This window comes from Chitinophagales bacterium, from assembly GCA_020636535.1.
Classification (GTDB): Bacteria; Bacteroidota; Bacteroidia; order Chitinophagales; family JADIYW01; genus JADJSS01.
This window is the reverse complement of the sequence record JACJXT010000011.1, coordinates 801496-819840: the sequence shown is the minus strand read 5'-3', so window position 1 is coordinate 819840 and position 18345 is coordinate 801496. Positions and strand designations below refer to the sequence as shown.

Here is an 18345-nt window from a genome sequence, read left to right as displayed (position 1 = left end):
ATATGAATAAATTAAATAAATCACTAAATCAACTTAATTTTTTACCAGATTTTTTACAAATGAAAGGTGTTTCTACTTTAATAGGTACCGTTGTACCTTTTGTAGGAACTAGCAATATCCATTTTGAAAAAATTACCAATAACGAATTAATAGTAAGTGTTGCTAATAAGAGAAAAGTTCGTAATCATATCGGACAAGTACATGCAGCAGCCATGGCTTTATTGGCAGAAACTGCTACGGGAATTTTAGTAGGTTATAATTTACCTGACGACAAATTGCCTTTAATTAAAACTATGAACATTAATTTTGTTAGAAGAACCAAAGGGGCTATTAAAGCAGTTGCTACGCTAACAGATGAACAAATATTAAATATTATGGAAACCGATAAAGGCGAAGTAAGTGTAGCTGTAAAAGTTACCGACGAAACCGATAATGAAGTCATTAAAGCAGAAATGATTTGGGCTTGGATTCCTAAAAAGAAATAATTTTATTTATTATTATGATGAAGAAAGATATACAAGATTTAGTAGAATATGCTTTAACATCTGAAACAAATAAAAAAAGAGAGTTGGTTATAGGCAAAGTATCTAAAAAACAAGCTAAAGAAATTGAAGGTTTAATAAATATAAATTTAGAAGGTGTAGAAAGAATTATTGATAGTTATATGATTCGACATGCTTTAGGAAAACACGGAAGTCCTACAAAAGAAGCAAAACAAGGACAAATAGCTATTACTATAGATGATTTTATACTGTTACCTGAAGTTTATATTCATCCTGATAAAATAGAATACATTGGAAAAAATTCATTGAAACAAGATTTATTGAGATACAGTAAAAAGATAGACGAATCTTTATTAATAATTGAGGCATTAAGAGTTTCTAAAAGAGGATATAAACTTATTTTTACAACTATGTATAAAAAGAAAAAATAAAAAGAGAACTTCAAATAAGGCGAATTATGCATAATGCCTTTTCTCACACGCCCAAAACGCTTCCTTATTGTATAGTTCTCTCTACTACAAAATTAAATAAAAAAGATGAAAATGACAACTCCAAATAAAATCACTAAACTGCTTGTTGCCAATCGTGGTGAAATTGCCATACGCATTTTTAAATCGTGCAAAAAAATGGGCATTGCTACTGTAGCTGTTTATTCTGATGCCGATGCCAATAGCTTGTTTGTAAAATATGCAGATGAAGCAGTACGCATTGGTGGTAATCAAGCAAACGAATCATATCTTATTATAGATAAAATTTTAGATGTGGCTAAACAAACTGGTGCTAATGCTATTCATCCTGGTTATGGTTTTTTATCTGAAAATGCTGCATTTGCTCAACAAGTCATCGACAACAACATCATTTGGGTTGGACCAAATCCTAATGCTATTGCTACAATGGGTTCTAAGATTGAAGCTAAAAAAATTATGCAAAGCAATGGTGTGCCAACTATTCCTGGTTATCAAGGCGATGACCAAAGCGAAGTCACTATTAAACAAGAAGCCATTAAAATTGGATTTCCTGTTTTACTAAAAGCAAGTGCTGGTGGTGGTGGAAAAGGAATGCGTATTGTACGAGCTGAAAACGAATTAGACAAAGCCATTCAAGCTGCAAAAAATGAAGCGAGAAATAGTTTTGGTGATGATACTTTGCTTATCGAAAAATATTTTGATGCTTCACGACATATTGAATTTCAGATTTTTGGAGACAAACAAGGCAATGCTGTTCATTTATATGAGAGAGAATGTAGCATTCAACGACGCTATCAAAAAGTAGTAGAAGAAAGTCCGTCTCCATTTTTATTAGAAGAAACCAGAAATAAAATGGGTGTTGCTGCTGTTGCTGCTTGTAAAGCTATCAATTATGATAATGCTGGAACAGTTGAATTTATAGTAGATCATCAACAAAATTATTATTTTTTAGAAGTTAATACAAGATTACAAGTAGAACATCCTGTTACAGAAGCAATAACTGGATTAGATTTAGTAGAATGGCAAATTGTAGTAGCAGAAGGCAATGCTTTACCCAAACAACAAAACGACATTCATCAAAAAAATCATGCTATAGAAGTTAGATTGTATGCAGAAGATCCAGCCAATAATTTCTTGCCTGTTAGTGGAAAAATTATAGATTGGCAACCTGCAAAATTAAAAGGTTTGCGTTACGATACTGGTATTGAAAAAGGTAGCGAGATTTCTACTTTTTACGATCCAATGATTGCTAAAATTATTGCAAAAGGAAAAGACAGAGCTACAGCTATACAACGATTACATTTGGCTTTGCAAGAAACAGTTATTAGTGGATTTACTACGAATAAAAACTTTCTAATTGCTTTGTTAGAAAATGAAGATTTTAAAGCAGGTAATTTCGATACGCATTTTTTAGATAAGATATTTCAATATAAAGGAGAAGCATATAATCAATATACATTAGATAACTTGACATGTGCTTTAATTCATTTTAGATTTGCACAAAGACAACAAGAACGAATATTAGCAAAAGGCGTTCCTGCTGCTTGGCGAAATAATTTGTATCAAGCACAACAAGAAAAGTACAGTTATAATGGCTTTGAATTTCCTATTCAATATACAGTAGATAATAATGTACTACAAATTCAATTTGCAGAAAAATCATTTCAATCAACATTAATTGATATACAAGACAATACTATTATTTTAGAAATTAATAATATACGAAGAACATATGCTATTAATCAATTAGATAGTACTTACTTTATACATTGTAGCAATTTAGGACAAATTGTATTGCATACAGTCAATAAATTTCCAAATCCAACAGAAGAACAAGTAAAAGGAGCGTATGTAGCACCAATGCCTGGAGAAATTAGCAAAGTATTGGTAAAAGAAGGCGATAGTATAAAACGAGGCGATGCATTATTAGTAATGGTATCTATGAAAATGGAAAACACCATAGAAGCACACAGCGACGGAACAATAGAAGCTGTTTTTGTAAGCGACAAACAATTTGTAGAAACAGGAACACTACTATTAAAAATGGTAGAGTAATAAATTAAAGTACCATTCTGAATTTATTTCAGAATCTCTCTTAATCCATTTTTACTACAGATTCCGAAACAAGCTTGGAATTAAATAAGGATGTCAAAAGTTTAAAATTTTGACATAGTTGGTCTCTTGTTAAGGTATACTATCTGCTGCTGCATAATCTGCTTCGGTAATAATATATCGATATGCTGTTTCTTCTTTTCCGTTAATGGTAATGGTTTCTTTTGTAAAATTATTTTGCTCATCAAAAATACTTCTATTCCCATTTGTACCATTGCTATTATAAGCATTATATACTAATTGCTTTTCATTATTAAAGTAAATATAAGCAGTATCAAATGCAATATAAACAATCATACCTTTTATTGCTAAATACTCTTTTTCTTCATTGTTAGCAATATCAATATCCAAGAAAGAACCATTATTATTTTTGTATAATATCACTATAGGAACAGAACTTTTATTTTCGTATATATGATAAATTGAACTATAACCTGTATCTGTTGGCTCTTCACAAGCTATTATCAAGAATACTGCTAGCACTAAATAAAATATTGTTTTCATAGTTATAATTAGTCAATTAAATAATTGATAAATTTACAAATTATTATTAAGGTATACTATCTGCTGCTGCGTAATCTGCTTCGGTGATGATATACCTATATGCTGTTTCTTCTTTTCCGTTAATGGTAATAGTTTCTTTGGTAAAATTATTTTGTTCATTAAAAATGCTTCTACTTTCATTCGTAATATTGCTTTTTGAATATACCAACTGTTTTTCATTATTAAAATAAATATATGCAGTATCAATAAATGCTAAATTTTCTAACATGCCTTTTCTAACAAAAAAAACTTCTTCTTTATTATTGTCAATATAAAAGACCAAAGCAGTTTCACTACCATTTTTGTATGAGATTGTTATAGGTACAGAACTTTTATTTTCATATATATGATAAATTGAACTATAACCTGTATCTGTTGGCTCTTCACAAGCTATTATCAAGAATACTGCTAGCACTAAATAAAATATTGTTTTCATAGTTATAATTAGTCAATTAAATAATTGATAAATATACAAATTATTTTAAGGTATACTATCTGCTGCTGCATAATCTGCTTCGGTAAATGTATAAGTGTATATTGTAGTTTTATCTTTTTTATTATTGCTTTGCACTTCAATATCATATATATTTGCTGAAGAGAAAAAAATGTTCCTATTATTTAAAATATCTTTGTAAAAAACTACCTTTTTCATATCATTAAAAACTATTATGATACTATCACTTTCATCAATAAATCTTGGTATACCGCCACCAATGCTACTTACTTCTTCTAAAACAGTATCTCTTCCATTTTGTAGAGAAAATGAATCATTTAGAATACCATTATTAAATAAGGCAACAGTTACTAGTGTAGTGCTTTCATTTCTAAATTTATAAATATCTGTATAATTTTTATCTTTAACACAAGATGTTATTATAAGAACTAAAAATAAAATTATTGAATTTTTCATATTTATTAGCTTTATCTATTTGGGTAATTATAATCACTATACTCATCAAAATAAGTTTCAATATTATTCTCTGTTGGATTTTAATTAGCCAATTAAATTATTTTAAGGAATAGAATCTGCTGCTGCATAATCTGCTTCGGTAAATGTGTAGGTGTATTTATAAAGATAATTCTTTCCTTGAAATATATCTTCTCGCTTATAACTTATGGAATCAGTAAAAAAAACATTTCTATTAGTGCTATTATAATTAGTGTCTGATTTTAGAAATATTTGGTGTTTTGTATTATCATACATTAAATACAAAGAATCTTGTAATAAATCAGATGGTTCTCTATCATTAAATGCTGCAGGATATATTTCAGTATTTGGCTGTAAAGTAAATGTCAAACTATCTGTATAACCATCCAAATCGTAGAACTTAAACAATAATACCTTATTGGTATTATTAAAAAAGCCAACTATTCTTTCATTCGGTATGGGATAAATTGTTTTACAAGATATAGCTACAAATACTACAAATAAAATGATTAAATTTTTCATATTTCTAAAATTTTATCTATTAGGGTAATTGTAAGTATTATACTCATCAAAGTAGGTACCTATATTGTTTTCGGTAGAATTGGTATAGTTATCTATAAGGTAGTTCTCAATATCTTCTAATACCTTATCTGGTTGCGTTAACCAACCTTTATATCTTAGAGCATTACTTATTTGCACTAAAGTATAGCCACCAACATTATCATTTAAAGTTCTGTCTGTTATTCCGTCTAATTTTAATAAAGAATTGTTCGGAATATTATCCATTAAATCTATAAACAAAGGTGTATATATAGACCCTTCATCATCATCCGTTTTTATATTTAGAAAATCATTGCAATAATACCATTTAAGCATAGAACTATTCGTAGTGTATATATTATTATTATTATACCGCCAATTACAAAAAGCCCATTCTACAGCATTAGCCCAACTCTCTCTTATTAAGCCAGAACCTGTTACAAACTTCATTGGACCATAAGACCTTTGTATAGAATGACCTACTTCATGTGCAGTAGTTCCATATACTTGCAAAGTTGGTTTAATATTACCATTGTCATCTTTTCTATAAATTCTTATATCTGGACCTGCTACAATAGAAGTAACATGCAATGTTATGCCTGTTCCATTTTTATTCATTCCTCCAATCTTTAATCGAGGCAGTAATCCTTTATACAAACCAAAAGGGTCTTTTACCAAAACATCGTAAACACCTCTATGAATGGAACCATAAAAAATCTCTAGTTCATCATTTCCTGTTCCATGTAATGTTCTATTCCAACTACCTTCTTTATTATTGGGTCCATCCGTATATGCTTGAACATACCAACCACTTCTTATATCCCAACCATTTGCACCTTGGTTGCTTTCCCATTTTATAGAGTAATCTACTTTGCCTCTAAATTGTTTACCCGAAGTAAAATAACCATTAGCATTGGTATAAGCGGCCTCATGTCTCCAAAACTTTTTTATCATCACTTTGGCACCTTCTAAACCAACATCATAACCAAGCTGGTCATCTTTAATCATAATTCTGCCACTTGGTGTCCATTTGCTCGCTAAGGTAGTTGTGGGTGTGCTTGTTCGCATATAATAAGTAGCATTTGTAAGTAATAGTGCTTCGTCTTCTAATGCCTCCCAAAATGCTTCATCATAATTTGGATAATAAGGGCTATTCTCGTACAAAAAAATATCTGTATTCAAAATTTGTTGCTGTCCAATACTTATAGGTATAAACTCATTATTTTTTAATACCGTATACTGCCAAGTAATAACAGTATCTGGTAAACTTGGATCATGATAATAATTACCACCCTCTGCCATCTCATGATCTAAAGGAAAATCGAATATATTTACATTTTGTAATTCTTTTAATTGCGTATAAGCAGCTTCATCTGTTGGTAAAATTCTAATATATTTATTAGTTGGCTCATCCAAAATTTCTTCCATTACTGGTTCTGGTGGATAAATCCACATTACTTTACTGCTTTTTGCTTTTTCTACCAAACTATAGTATGCCTTCCACATATTTTCTATGGAAAATGGATTGGGTAGCTTTTCACCAACTATCATTTGTTCACCTGCTCCGTAGTGAACACTGTTTTCGTTGGCAATATTTGGAGTAACAGACATTTCATTGTCTTTTTTGCAACTACATACTGCAAGTAAACAAAGTAGTACTACTAATGTATACTTCTTGATTCTTGATTCTTGATTCTTGATTCTTCATAATATTTATTTGCTGACAAATATATGTTAGAAAACCAATATCATGTATCTGTAAAAAAATAATTTAACAAATTTATTTTTAAAATACCAAAATATAGGTATTTATACAATGTATTTATTATCACATTAAACGAGATTTGCTTTATTATATAGTATCGCTATTTAAACGAGATTGTTTTATAATAAATCACTACAACCTAATCTTGGCACAAATTAAACTCGTAGCAATGGCTGCATTCAACGATTCTGCTTGTCCAATTTTTGGAATTGTAATAATGTGTTGTGCTAAATCAAGCAAAGCAGTTTTTACACCATTGCCTTCATTGCCAATCAACAAAATTCCTTTTTTAGGAAAATTAATCGTAGTATAGTTAATACCTTGCATATCTGCTACTAATATTGGCTATTCCATATAAAAAGGCATAAATCTAAAGAACTAAAAAAGTAGATAATCAGGATTTGGAATTAAATATCAGTGATAGATTATTTTAGTTAAGCTATGTCTTAGTATTTTTATTCAGCAATTTAATCAACTAGTTTTCATTCACGCTTAAACTAAACTCATGTTATTAAGAATATCAATTGTATATTGGTTTTTATATTATACTGTTGCTGCAATAACTGTCATATAATAATTTATGCAATGTAATACTGTTAGCACTAATAATTTTTCATTGTCTAAATGATCAAAATTTTGAGTTGTTTCAATATTATAGTCAAAGTTGAGTTTAGTCCATTTAAATTTAGTTTCAACAACCATTAACTCTTCATTGTCATTGTTAAGTAGAATGTACTTACTGCTCAAAAGTCCTTTTAGTTTTAGTAAATAGTGCTTTTCTTTTTTATCAAAATAAGTGGTGATAAGTATTCCTTTCCAACCCATTTTAAATTCTAATAAAGTTTCATTCTGCTCTTTTAATTCAATTTTTGAATCCCAAAATCCTTTAGGTTCAAGCTGATATTTTTTGCCATCAGTCATTAGAATTTCAGCATCAAATGAATACCATTTTTTATAAATTAATTCTCCAATTTTTTCATTGTCAGAAATCAAACTAAAATTTTTAGAATTTGTAGAGTTTGCGTTGTATTGTCCCATAGTTATTTAATTAATATTTACAACAAATTTTTTAATTCACTGATGTCTATATCATTTACATCTATTAATTGTTCTACTAAATGTATGGCTTCTTCTGCCGTATAGTTGGCAAATAATATTTTTACGATACCTTGTATATATCTATCGAAAGTTTGAATATTGGCATGTAATATATGTCGCACGATGGCTTCATTAAAACAGTTGAAATCGGTATTGGCATAAGTTTTATATCTTATTTCGCCATCTTTAAAATCCATTTCTAGATTGCCAATTTTTAATCCAAAATTAGCTCTAGTAATATATTCTGAAATTGTATTTCTTAAATTATAATCTACCATTATTGGAAATACACTATAAAAAAGCACAATATTATTTTCTTGTTGAACATCAAAAAGACAGTCCAGTTTTATTTTATCTAGCTTAACACCAAACTTAATTTGCTGTTCATTTTCTAAATGGTACTTCCACTTTATCTTGTCTAAATACTGTGTAATGGTTTCAACTAAACTCATATTTATTGTTCTAATATTTCAAATTTAATACCTTTGCTGTTCAGTTTTTCAATCAATAACTGACCCAATAAACCACTAGGTGTTACTACACCACCTTCTAGTGTTAATTGGTCTTTTTGATTGATGATGAGCATTGCTGTTTCGCTCAACATTTTAGAAGTTTCGGTATAACCAGGATCGCCACCAGAAACTTTTGTCATTACTTTTTTTGTTTCGCTTTCGCCAATAAAAATCACTTTAAAATAATATTTGTTTCTTTCTTGTTCACTTGGTCCTTCGCCACTTTTTCTATAATTGAGTAATAAATCTCTAGTAAATTTTAACTGAGCACCAATTACCATAGCACTTACAACAGAAGTAATGCCTATTGCTTGTCCTAGTGATTTTAAAGCTAAGTATTGATTATAATGAAAGTTTTTACCAAAAATTGTAGGTCTAAGTTTTGCTGTCTGTGCAACAATACTATTATCGATAACTGGCATGGTTAAAGCCCATTTTTTCAATTCTTTTTCAAAATATAATGGTTGAAAATTGACAGGTTTATCGTTTGTTGATTTTTTACTGGCTTTGTTAGAAGCAGTGAGTTTAGCAACATCAGAGAATGCATGTAAGGCCGAAGCAAAAGTACCACCAGAAAATGAAGCATTGGTACTTACAAAACCACGAATTGTTTTTTGTTCGTTGGCTGGTAATTGCATGGCTGTATAAAAGGCACCAGCATCAGCAGGAATACTATCAAAACCACAACAGTTGACAATATATACTTTATTAGTTTTAGCTTGTTCATTATATTTTTTATACATATTTTTTACAAACTCAGGTTCGCCAGTAATATCGCAGTAATGAGTTTTTGCTTCAACACAAGCTTTTACTAAATTTTCGCCATATAAAATAAAAGGACCAACAGTAGTAACTACAGCATCGGTTTGTTTGCAAACATCAAGTAAACTGCTATAATCATCTACATCAGCAATTAAAATATCTAGCGATTTACAATTATTATTGATAGCAATTAATTTATCTTTTACTGCTTGTAACTTGTTTTTGTTTCTTCCTGCAATTGCCCATAAAATATTGTTTTCAGTGGCATTTTTTGCAAGATATTCGGCTACTAAACTTCCTGTAAAACCAGTAGCACCAAACACTACTATATTGTATTTTCTTTTACTCATTTTATTTATCTAAAAAAGTAAATGTAAAAAATTTAATTGTATTGTTGTAATTTTATGTAGTATGTGGATTATTATTAGTCAGTCATTTCTAAAATGGTTTACACCAAAAAACATAGCTGGTATTACTATTTTTCCTTTTATTTTTATTAAATCGAAAGGTTTAGCGAACGACCAAGTGTTTGTAAATCACGAACGCATACACATACATCAACAGCTGGAATTATTTATATTGTTTTTTTATCTATGGTATAGTATTGAGTATTTTATTAGATTGATACAGTACAGAAATGCCAATTTAGCATATAAAAATATTTCTTTTGAGCGAGAAGCATATGCCAATGAGAAAAATCAGCAATATATACTTGATAGAAAAATATGGGCTTTTATTAAATATCTGTAATTCTTTCTTACCTTTGTTATATGAAAACTATAAAGATTTTTATAGCAGATGATCATCCTTTATATTTAAAAGGTTTGGTTGATGTGCTTGAAGAACAAAAAGATTTTGAAGTTGTAGGCACTGCCGAAAATGGAAAAATTGCTGTTGAAAAAATTCTATCACTAGATATTGATGTTGTTTTAATGGATATTACGATGCCAGAAATGGATGGTATTGAAGCAACAAAAGCTATTTTAGCAAAAAACAATCAGCTTAAAGTGTTGATTTTGACGATGCATAATGAGTCTAGATTTATAAAGACTTGCTTAGAAATTGGTGCTAAAGGATATGTTTTAAAAACGATTGCTCAAGAAGATATTATCAAAGGGATTCATCATGTAGCAGAAAATAAGTCGTTTTTAGGTGAAGATGTTCAAGAAAAATTACTCAATTCTTTATCGAATAATGATAATGAGAGAACTGCTGAAGAAATAAGTAACTTAATTACACAAAGAGAATTAGAAATTTTGAAGTTAATTGCAGATGGTTTGACTAGCCAAGATATTGCAGCGAAATTATATATTAGCAAAAATACTGTAGAGACACATAGAAAAAATATGCTGTCTAAATTGAATGTAAAAAATACTACGGCACTAGTAAAAATTGCCAACGACAAAGGATTGATTTAGCGAAAGCAAAATTAGGTAGCTTTTATTTTTTTGTAGTATCTTTTAAGAAAGATGTTGCTGAGAAGTTTTTAATACAATAAAATATTTGTATAGTTTTTGTTTATTTTTTACTTAGTGGTGGAATTGGTGTTGATGTCGTGGTTGTTTTTTTATTCAGCTTTAATTTCATCATTATATCTGTTTGTTTATCGTTTCCAAGTTTGAAAATGTGTTTATCAAAAGCCACAAATCCATTTTTTTCATAAAATCTAATTGCTCTCAGGTTTTGTTCCCAAACTCCCAACCAAATATATTCTATGTTTTTTTCTTTTGCCAATTCAATCGCTTTGTCATAAAGGATTTGTCCAACTTTTTTTCCATGGAATTCTTTTAGCACATAAATCCGTTCAATTTCTAGTGCGTTTTTGTCTTTTATTTCCGTCTGAGATTGTCCTATATTTATTTTTAAATAACCGATTGTATTCCCCTCAAGCTCCGCAAAGTAGAATTCAGCATTTTGATCGGTCAGTTCCACAGTCAGTTTTTCAGTAGAAAATCCGTTTTCCAAATATTCTTTCATATTCTGTTCGCTATTTTCAGAAGAAAAAGTCTCAGCAAAGGTCAATCTCCCAATTTCTTTTAGTTTTTCAATGTCCTGTATATTTACTTTTCTGATGTTCATTTATCTATTATATATTTTTCAAGCTTACAACTAAATACTACTATCATCAATAACAGTTGACATCGGATAGTTATAATCAAATATAAATATTTATTTTATTTTTTTTGGTGTATTTGTTTTGAGTTTGTTGAGTGCTAGGTGATGCTTGCTATATTATACAATTAAATTATAACACAAATATATTATTCTATATTATTATTTAATTAGAATTCTGTATCAAATCTATAAAAAACATAAATTGCTTAGTCGTTTTTTGCTAACGAAGATTAAAAAAGATTCTGAAATAAATTCAGAATGTAGTTCTATCTATATTCTACTTATGCATAAGCTTTGTCTTTAAAGAAATCTTCTGCGTAGTGATAATCATTTAAATCGCTAGGATGAAAATCTCTTTTAAAGAATTTCAAGTAATCTTTAAATACCGTTTTGTGTAAGTCCATAAATAAACCTGTGCCAAATTCATATAATTGTTTAGGTAATTTTTTAGCTTCTAAATATTTTCTATCTTGATATAATAACATTAAAGTACCAGCGGTTAATTCTGCATACAACAAAGCAGTAGCTATTGGCATTAAGGCAACTCGTTTTCCATATTCTTGGTCGTCTACTTGTTGCATTACATCAAAGGCAACACTTTTATGTTCAATTTCTTCTGCTGCATGCCATCTAAATAATTCTGAAATATCTTCTGGAACAGTATCAGCACTAGTATCTACACTTTCAAAAATAGCATGACCAAACAAAGCAGTAAAATGTTCTAGACAAGCAGTTACTGCCAAATTAAGATTATCTTCTTTTAAGAATGGCAATTTAATTTTTGCCATCACTTTATGTAACAAATTGTCAATATGATTTTCAAATCCTTTTATTTCATAATTATTGTCTTTTAATATTTGCCAAAATCTTTCGTGCATAGTAGAATGAATGCCTTCTTGCCCACAAAAGTTTTTCATTTGTTTCTTTAGCTTCTCATCTTCAATATCATTCATATGATTTAAAACCGAATTGACAAAAAATCTTTCACCAGTTGGAAATACAATATGTAGTACATTAATAAAATGTGTACTAAAAGGATTGTCATCATAATAAAATCGTGGTGTACCTTTATCAAACTTAAAGTTTACTCTACGCACTTTTATTTCTTCATGATTATATGCTTTTTTATTGTTTTCTTTTTGTTTAGTTTTCATATTAATATTTTTTAGATTAATAATTTTATTTGTTATGCATAATTTTTTCCTGCTAATAGTTCTTCAGCCAAATAATAATTGTCAATTTGGTCTGGATGAAAATCTTTTTTAAAATATTGAAAAAACTGTTTTCTTAATGTGCCTCCAAAAGTTCGATTAAACCCAAATAAAAACATCAACAGATTTTTAGGAACATCTTTTGCTTTAATGTCTTCATCTTCGATAGATAACATTACAGTACCTAATCCTAAGTAAAACCAAAGTCCCCACGAAGCTATTGCCATTCCACCAATTCGTAATGCATAGCTATCATCTACTTTTTTGAGTACATCAAAAGGAATGGCTTTGTGCTCAATTTCTTCTGCAGCATGCCACATAAATAAGTCTTTCATTTCTGCAGGCATATTTTGTGTAATTTCTGGTGCTAAAATGCCACTTTCTGCTAGCATAGCTGTATAATGTTCTAGTGCAACAGTAATACTTAGACACATTTTGTCTGCGAATTTATTTTTATTGAATTGCTTTCTTGCATACGCTTCTAGACCATTCCAAGCAGAGTTTCTAAATACTTTTACAAACTTCATTGGATTTAAGTTTTGACTTTCCATAATGTCCCAAAACTTTTGATGTTCTGCATAGTGTGTGCCTTCTTGTCCTATAAAATTATTGACTCTTTTCTTTAACTCTGGGTCATTCTTATAGGCATCGGCGAAAGCTTTTACACTTCTAATAAAGAATTTTTCACCATCTGGAAATGCCAAATGTTGTGCATTCATAAAATGTGTAGCAATTGGATTGTCATTGTACCAATGCTTAGGAAAAGGTTTTTCGAAAACAAAATTGACCTTTCTAATTTTAGCTTCTGGTCGAGTGGTCATGTTATTTTTTTATCTAAAGTATATTAAAATGCCAAAAAAAGCACTAAACAAAAGATAATAAGCAAAGATTGCATTGTTGATAAAACTAACTTTCTTGCCCAATTATACCCTTTGTAAAATTTGGAAAGAATACAGAAAACAAATAATGTTATAATACTAACAGTAAATAAATCTATTTGGTATTATCATAGAAATCATTGCAAAATTTTGAGAAGTATGCACAACCGCTTAGATATAATTACTATTTATCATATCTTGTACTAAACAATTAAAATGTCTATTAACAAAAAACTAGCACTTAAAGATGCCATAGCTATTGGAATTGGTGGAATGGTTGGTGGTGGAATCTTCGCAGTACTTGGTCTTGCTGTAGAATTAGCCAAAGGTGGTACGCCAATTGCTTTCCTTTTCGCAGGAATTGTTGCAATACTAACAGCATATAGTTATGCAAAAATGTCTTTAACCTTTCCAGACAGAGGTGGCACTGTAAAATTCATTAATCAAGGATTTGGCATTACCGTTTTTAGTGGAGCAATAAATAACTTGCTGTGGTTGAGTTATATTATCATGCTATCGTTATACGCATCTGCATTTGGGTCATATGCTCCAAATCTTTGGGAAATTACTTCTAACAAAACTATTAATTTTCATATATATGCTAGTGCTATTATAATCATAGCTACAGCAATCAACTATTATAGCATTGCTATTGTAGGAAAAATTGAATCATTTGCAGTTATAATAAAATTAATTATATTAATCGGTTTTGTAATTATTGGAGCATACGGACTAATTGGTAATCCAAACTTAGAACAATTATCTATATCACATTGGGAAAATCCTATAAAATTATTTGCTGGTGGTATGGTCATTTTTGTAGCATACGAAGGTTTTGAACTCATTGCCAATGCAGCACCAGATATAGTTAATCCAATAAAAAATATACCTAAAGCATACTACTATTCAGTTATATTTGTAATAATACTATACATTACCATTGCATTTGTAACAGTAGGTTCACTACCATTTAATCAAATTGCCAATGCTCAAGATTATGTATTAGCAGAAGCAGCTAAACCAATGCTAGGACAAATTGGCTTCACCATAATTACTATTGCTGCATTAATTTCTACCTTTTCGGCTATCAACGCTACAATATATGGAGGAAGTCAAGTAAACTACGAAATTGCTAAAGACAACCAGCTACCAAAACATTATTTGGCAAAACTTTGGGGACAACCAATTGGACTAGTCGTTACCACAGTAGCAACACTAATATTAGTTAATGTATTAAACCTAGAAAGTATTTCTACAACAGGAAGTATTGGTTTTATTCTTATATTCGGAATTGTAAATCTAGTAGCATATAAACTAGCTAATAAAATTAATGCCAATAAAATAATACCAATGGCTGGATTTATTTTATGCATTATAGCACTCATAATATTAATTAAACAACAAATACAAAGCAATATTACAGGTATTTTTGTTTCTTTAGGAATTATTGTTTTCTGTTTTATCATTGAATGGATACACAGAAGAAAAAGTAACATCAATGCTTAATTAATAATTTTATGAACGAGTCATTAAATAGTTTATCTAAAATTTTATACGATTGGAAAGATGTTGTTTATCATCATTTACCAAAACTATTTTTAGCAGCAATTGTTTTTATTGTATTTATTTTTGTTGCTAAAATTGCAAGAAAAATAAGCTTTGCATTTTACAGTCGTACTATAAAAAAATACACCGATGCAGCATATCTAATTTCTACTGTAATTTATTTCTTTTTAATACTTTCAGGAACAATTATCGCATTACAAGTAGCTGGTTTAGAAATAATGCTAAAGCATGTTTTAGCTGGTGCAGGAGTGGTTGGCGTAGTAGCTGGTTTTGCATTTAAAGATATTGGTAGCAATTTTTTTGCAGGATTATTATTAAAAATTCAACGACCATATAAAAAAAACGACTGGGTAGATATTGATGGCAATTATGGTGTAGTATTAGAAATTGGTTCAGTTACTACAAAAATTAAAACAGTTCCTGGACAAGAAGTTTTTGTACCTAATCAAAATGTATATAATAATACTTTTACTAATTACTCTTCGTGGAGAAAAAGAAGAATTATACTAGAAACAGGTGTTTCTTATGGCGATGATTTAGAGCATGTACGAACAGTAGCTTTAGATGAAGTGAAAAACATTAAGCACTATTTACCTAATGAAGGCGTAGACTTCTACTATACCAATATTGGTGGTTCAACTTATAATTTTATGTTGCGATTTTGGGTACAATTCGATAGCAACGATGATTATTGTAGAGGCATGAATGATGCCATTATGCAAATAAAAAAACGATTTGAACAAGAAAATATTTCTATTGCTTATCCTGTTACTACTTTAGATTTTGGCGTAAAAGGTGGCATAAATATTTTTGACAAACCCATTCAAATAAAAGAGTAAACTATTAATTAGCAATCAATAATCATTGCAAAATTTTGAGCAGTACCAACTAAACAGTAATAATCTCTAAAAATTAATAAAAAAACAGTTTGTATAAAAACATTTTAGTCTTTTTACTGTTAATAAAAACATTATTATTAAAAATTAAAGAGTAACTTATTGGTTAATTATAATCAAAACAAAACCGTCATTTTAAAACTATAATCAAAATGAAAAATAAAAAATTAATTTATATACTATTTATAGTTGTTGTTGCATTTAACTCATGTGTGTCTATACCTAAAGGTGCTACTGCCGTAAAATCTTTTGACAAAGAAAAATATCTTGGTAAATGGTATGAAATTGCAAGATTAGATTTTAAATATGAAAAAGATCTAAATAATACTACCGCAGAATATTCGTTAAATGATAATGGATCGATAAAAGTTGATAACAAAGGATATAATACAGTAAAAGATAAATGGGAACAAGCTATTGGTAAAGCAAAATTTGTTGGAGATGATAATATTGCTAGATTAAAAGTATCTTTTTTTGGTCCATTTTATGCTGGATATAATGTAATTGCTATTGATAAAGATTATAAATATGCTTTGGTTGCAGGATCAAATCTAAAATATTTATGGATACTTTCGCGTGAAACCAATATACCTAACAACATAAAACAAGAATATTTAAAAATAGCAAAAGACATAGGATATAACACTGAGGAGCTTTTATGGGTTAAACACGACCAGTAATTTTATAATTGAATTAAAATCCTGTTGTGCATTTGGGTGCATTCTCTTCCCATCAGTGTCACTCGTAGAGGACGCTGATGCTTACAAATAAAAAACTATAAATTACAAATAAAATATTTATCCATTAAAAATAATCGCGTATCTTGTTATAGCTAAAACTTGCCGATATATAAAAATATTACAGCAAATTCTTGCGGTAATATAATAGTTACCTGCAAGCTTAAAAGAGAGACGGATTCAACTCCTTATGAAGTTTTGACGATTTCAACCTTTCATTAATTATTGGAATATAGTTTTCCTCAATTTCGACACCAACAAAATTGAAACCTAATTCTTGTGCAGCAACTAAGGTAGTACCACTTCCAGCAAATGGGTCAAAAATTATATTCTCTTCGTGCAGTGGACAAAGAGTATCGACCAGTTTTTTAATCAAAGTCAATGGCTTAACAGTACAATGACTATATTTTTCAGACTTATCTTTCTTACTTAGATTTTCAAGAATATTTGATTGGAAAGAACCATCTTGATTGACAGTTTTAAAAACACCGACATTAGTTTTCTGTAAAGTTTCCCAATAATTATTCTCTAATGGCTTCTGAACCAAAACAATTCCTTCCCATTCATTTCTAAAAGCACTATGCCAACCGCTCCACTTTTCAGCATCAGGATTTTCCATTTTTTCTAATTTACCTTCTAAATTAAGACCTCTAGGAATACCTGAATTTCTTCTATAAACAAGGACATCTCTTGTATAAAACCCACTATTTTCTAGTGCAATTTGAACGTGAGCAATAGAACGATTACTATTAAAAACAGCAACAGGTGCTCCAGCTTTACAGATTCTAAACAATTCATCTGTCCACAATTGACACCAACGCATATATTCTAAATCATTGTTTCTATTTTTCTCATACCAACGAGCATTGCGAACGCCACCAGCTAGACCACTTCCATAAGGTATATTTTTTACCATTGTTTTACTGTCTTGAACCCGTTCTGTTCTTCGCTTAACTTCTGAGTCGCTCCACTTATGACCAATGAACTCATAGTTATATGGTGGGTCAGTAATACAACAAGCAATAGATTCTTCGGGAAACTTTTTCATAACATCAATACAATCCCCAGAATAAACCTTATTTAATTCAAATTTCATTTTCTAATAATTTTAAATGTTCCTTTATCTTTCAAATCAATTAGCCAGCGTTTCAAATCAAAACCTGTCTTCTCCTTTATATATTCAAAAGTGTCATCACCAACATATCTTGTCCAGCCACCAGCATCCATTTTGCTTAAAGCCGCATTTAGATTATCAGACCTTAAAAACAAGAAAACAGGTCTATATCCTTCTTCTTGTAGAAGTTTGCCATAAGATTCAAATTTCTTTAAAGTCCCTGAATCTCCTGAACCAACTCTATATTTTGTATCAATCGCATCTTTCCCACAAAAGAAATCAGCAGGTTCATCTTGCCCAAATCTTTTGGGTGGTGCAAAATTTACACAAGTGACTTCAAACAAATCTCGTAACAAATTTTCCCAACACTTACCAAGTTCTCGACCCCAATATTGTTTGTTTTCACTTTTAAGTTTCTGAGTAATACCAAACGCCTCCATTAATACATCTGAATCGTTAAAATCATCAACGTAAACTTTATCTGTAAAACTATCAGCATATTTACCTAAAACCTCATTTAATTTGTCCTCGATTTTGCACATACTTATAATATTTCTTTGATTATTTTACAAAGAAACTCAATTTATATGGCAAAATT

The 18345-nt window shown here is 29.6% G+C and carries 22 protein-coding genes; 8 read left to right on the top strand and 14 right to left on the bottom strand.

Annotation, left to right across the window (positions count from 1 at the left end; all coding sequences use genetic code 11):
- The first annotated feature begins 2 nt into the window (after positions 1-2).
- The 3 genes from H6553_03925 (at position 3) to H6553_03915 (ending at position 3025) form a co-directional block, all read left to right on the top strand.
- Positions 3-485 carry a DUF4442 domain-containing protein gene (locus H6553_03925; GenBank protein ID MCB9032964.1) on the top strand — a complete coding sequence of 161 codons (483 nt, stop codon included), beginning with the start codon at positions 3-5 and terminating at the stop codon, positions 483-485.
- 14 nt (positions 486-499) lie between these two features.
- Entirely contained in the window at positions 500-934 is a 435-nt protein-coding gene (locus tag H6553_03920) for a hypothetical protein (protein ID MCB9032963.1), read from the top strand.
- Positions 935-1039: 105 nt separating this feature from the next.
- Entirely contained in the window at positions 1040-3025 is a 1986-nt protein-coding gene (locus tag H6553_03915; protein MCB9032962.1) for an acetyl-CoA carboxylase biotin carboxylase subunit, read from the top strand.
- Positions 3026-3154: 129 nt separating this feature from the next.
- Here the strand turns inward: H6553_03915 and H6553_03910 are convergent, their stop codons facing one another.
- The 9 genes from H6553_03910 to H6553_03870 form a co-directional block, all read right to left on the bottom strand.
- Positions 3155-3586 (bottom strand): hypothetical protein, encoded by a 432-nt coding sequence (locus H6553_03910; GenBank protein MCB9032961.1) that lies wholly within the window; start codon positions 3584-3586, stop codon positions 3155-3157.
- Positions 3587-3632: 46 nt separating this feature from the next.
- Positions 3633-4061 carry a hypothetical protein gene (locus H6553_03905; protein MCB9032960.1) on the bottom strand — a complete coding sequence of 143 codons (429 nt, stop codon included), beginning with the start codon at positions 4059-4061 and terminating at the stop codon, positions 3633-3635.
- Between the two features lie 45 nt (positions 4062-4106).
- Positions 4107-4535: a hypothetical protein gene (locus H6553_03900; GenBank protein ID MCB9032959.1), complete on the bottom strand. Its 429-nt coding sequence runs from the start codon at positions 4533-4535 to the stop codon at positions 4107-4109.
- 102 nt (positions 4536-4637) lie between these two features.
- The gene (locus H6553_03895) at positions 4638-5075 is read right to left on the bottom strand and encodes a hypothetical protein (GenBank protein ID MCB9032958.1); all 438 of its coding nucleotides are present in this window, start codon (positions 5073-5075) and stop codon (positions 4638-4640) included.
- A 12-nt stretch (positions 5076-5087) separates the two neighbouring features.
- A complete protein-coding gene (locus H6553_03890) occupies positions 5088-6704 on the bottom strand; it encodes a hypothetical protein (GenBank protein ID MCB9032957.1) in 1617 nt (538 codons plus the stop codon).
- 286 nt (positions 6705-6990) lie between these two features.
- Positions 6991-7185 carry a hypothetical protein gene (locus H6553_03885; GenBank protein ID MCB9032956.1) on the bottom strand — a complete coding sequence of 65 codons (195 nt, stop codon included), beginning with the start codon at positions 7183-7185 and terminating at the stop codon, positions 6991-6993.
- 216 nt (positions 7186-7401) lie between these two features.
- The gene (locus H6553_03880; protein ID MCB9032955.1) at positions 7402-7896 is read right to left on the bottom strand and encodes a hypothetical protein; all 495 of its coding nucleotides are present in this window, start codon (positions 7894-7896) and stop codon (positions 7402-7404) included.
- A 17-nt stretch (positions 7897-7913) separates the two neighbouring features.
- Positions 7914-8408 (bottom strand): hypothetical protein, encoded by a 495-nt coding sequence (locus H6553_03875; protein MCB9032954.1) that lies wholly within the window; start codon positions 8406-8408, stop codon positions 7914-7916.
- Between the two features lie 2 nt (positions 8409-8410).
- The gene (locus H6553_03870) at positions 8411-9580 is read right to left on the bottom strand and encodes a saccharopine dehydrogenase NADP-binding domain-containing protein (protein MCB9032953.1); all 1170 of its coding nucleotides are present in this window, start codon (positions 9578-9580) and stop codon (positions 8411-8413) included.
- Positions 9581-9641: 61 nt separating this feature from the next.
- Here H6553_03870 and H6553_03865 point away from each other — a divergent pair, with 61 nt between their 5' ends.
- Positions 9642-9980: a hypothetical protein gene (locus H6553_03865; protein MCB9032952.1), complete on the top strand. Its 339-nt coding sequence runs from the start codon at positions 9642-9644 to the stop codon at positions 9978-9980.
- A gap of 20 nt (positions 9981-10000) precedes the next feature.
- Positions 10001-10648 (top strand): response regulator transcription factor, encoded by a 648-nt coding sequence (locus H6553_03860; GenBank protein MCB9032951.1) that lies wholly within the window; start codon positions 10001-10003, stop codon positions 10646-10648.
- Between the two features lie 100 nt (positions 10649-10748).
- On the opposite strand, the gene H6553_03855 is transcribed toward H6553_03860, so the two are convergent.
- The 3 genes from H6553_03855 to H6553_03845 form a co-directional block, all read right to left on the bottom strand.
- Positions 10749-11309 carry a GNAT family N-acetyltransferase gene (locus H6553_03855; protein ID MCB9032950.1) on the bottom strand — a complete coding sequence of 187 codons (561 nt, stop codon included), beginning with the start codon at positions 11307-11309 and terminating at the stop codon, positions 10749-10751.
- A 317-nt stretch (positions 11310-11626) separates the two neighbouring features.
- On the bottom strand, positions 11627-12499 hold the full coding sequence (locus H6553_03850) for a metal-dependent hydrolase (protein ID MCB9032949.1): 873 nt from the start codon (positions 12497-12499) through the stop codon (positions 11627-11629).
- A 32-nt stretch (positions 12500-12531) separates the two neighbouring features.
- A complete protein-coding gene (locus H6553_03845; protein MCB9032948.1) occupies positions 12532-13377 on the bottom strand; it encodes a metal-dependent hydrolase in 846 nt (281 codons plus the stop codon).
- 279 nt (positions 13378-13656) lie between these two features.
- Here H6553_03845 and H6553_03840 point away from each other — a divergent pair, with 279 nt between their 5' ends.
- The 3 genes from H6553_03840 (at position 13657) to H6553_03830 (ending at position 16576) form a co-directional block, all read left to right on the top strand.
- A complete protein-coding gene (locus H6553_03840) occupies positions 13657-14940 on the top strand; it encodes an amino acid permease (protein MCB9032947.1) in 1284 nt (427 codons plus the stop codon).
- 11 nt (positions 14941-14951) lie between these two features.
- Complete coding sequence (locus H6553_03835; protein ID MCB9032946.1) at positions 14952-15839, top strand: mechanosensitive ion channel family protein; 888 nt, start codon at positions 14952-14954, stop codon at positions 15837-15839.
- Between the two features lie 209 nt (positions 15840-16048).
- Positions 16049-16576, top strand: coding sequence for a lipocalin family protein (locus tag H6553_03830; GenBank protein MCB9032945.1), 528 nt, complete (start codon positions 16049-16051; stop codon positions 16574-16576).
- A gap of 220 nt (positions 16577-16796) precedes the next feature.
- On the opposite strand, the gene H6553_03825 is transcribed toward H6553_03830, so the two are convergent.
- Both H6553_03825 and H6553_03820 read right to left on the bottom strand, forming a co-directional pair.
- Positions 16797-17729 carry a site-specific DNA-methyltransferase gene (locus H6553_03825; GenBank protein MCB9032944.1) on the bottom strand — a complete coding sequence of 311 codons (933 nt, stop codon included), beginning with the start codon at positions 17727-17729 and terminating at the stop codon, positions 16797-16799.
- A complete protein-coding gene (locus tag H6553_03820) occupies positions 17726-18295 on the bottom strand; it encodes a restriction endonuclease (protein MCB9032943.1) in 570 nt (189 codons plus the stop codon). Before H6553_03820 ends, H6553_03825 begins: the two co-directional genes overlap by 4 nt.
- Between the last annotated feature and the right edge of the window lie 50 nt (positions 18296-18345).

Bases quoted from the DNA above. Each gene is read 5' to 3' on its own strand.
- H6553_03925 (MCB9032964.1), top strand. From the start codon at position 3: ATGAATAAATTAAATAAATCACTAAATCAACTTAATTTTTTACCAGAT.
- H6553_03920 (MCB9032963.1), top strand. From the start codon at position 500: ATGATGAAGAAAGATATACAAGATTTAGTAGAATATGCTTTAACATCT.
- H6553_03915 (MCB9032962.1), top strand. From the start codon at position 1,040: ATGAAAATGACAACTCCAAATAAAATCACTAAACTGCTTGTTGCCAAT.
- H6553_03910 (MCB9032961.1), bottom strand. From the start codon at position 3,586: ATGAAAACAATATTTTATTTAGTGCTAGCAGTATTCTTGATAATAGCT.
- H6553_03905 (MCB9032960.1), bottom strand. From the start codon at position 4,061: ATGAAAACAATATTTTATTTAGTGCTAGCAGTATTCTTGATAATAGCT.
- H6553_03900 (MCB9032959.1), bottom strand. From the start codon at position 4,535: ATGAAAAATTCAATAATTTTATTTTTAGTTCTTATAATAACATCTTGT.
- H6553_03895 (MCB9032958.1), bottom strand. From the start codon at position 5,075: ATGAAAAATTTAATCATTTTATTTGTAGTATTTGTAGCTATATCTTGT.
- H6553_03890 (MCB9032957.1), bottom strand. From the start codon at position 6,704: ATGTCTGTTACTCCAAATATTGCCAACGAAAACAGTGTTCACTACGGA.
- H6553_03885 (MCB9032956.1), bottom strand. From the start codon at position 7,185: ATGCAAGGTATTAACTATACTACGATTAATTTTCCTAAAAAAGGAATT.
- H6553_03880 (MCB9032955.1), bottom strand. From the start codon at position 7,896: ATGGGACAATACAACGCAAACTCTACAAATTCTAAAAATTTTAGTTTG.
- H6553_03875 (MCB9032954.1), bottom strand. From the start codon at position 8,408: ATGAGTTTAGTTGAAACCATTACACAGTATTTAGACAAGATAAAGTGG.
- H6553_03870 (MCB9032953.1), bottom strand. From the start codon at position 9,580: ATGAGTAAAAGAAAATACAATATAGTAGTGTTTGGTGCTACTGGTTTT.
- H6553_03865 (MCB9032952.1), top strand. From the start codon at position 9,642: ATGTGGATTATTATTAGTCAGTCATTTCTAAAATGGTTTACACCAAAA.
- H6553_03860 (MCB9032951.1), top strand. From the start codon at position 10,001: ATGAAAACTATAAAGATTTTTATAGCAGATGATCATCCTTTATATTTA.
- H6553_03855 (MCB9032950.1), bottom strand. From the start codon at position 11,309: ATGAACATCAGAAAAGTAAATATACAGGACATTGAAAAACTAAAAGAA.
- H6553_03850 (MCB9032949.1), bottom strand. From the start codon at position 12,499: ATGAAAACTAAACAAAAAGAAAACAATAAAAAAGCATATAATCATGAA.
- H6553_03845 (MCB9032948.1), bottom strand. From the start codon at position 13,377: ATGACCACTCGACCAGAAGCTAAAATTAGAAAGGTCAATTTTGTTTTC.
- H6553_03835 (MCB9032946.1), top strand. From the start codon at position 14,952: ATGAACGAGTCATTAAATAGTTTATCTAAAATTTTATACGATTGGAAA.
- H6553_03830 (MCB9032945.1), top strand. From the start codon at position 16,049: ATGAAAAATAAAAAATTAATTTATATACTATTTATAGTTGTTGTTGCA.
- H6553_03825 (MCB9032944.1), bottom strand. From the start codon at position 17,729: ATGAAATTTGAATTAAATAAGGTTTATTCTGGGGATTGTATTGATGTT.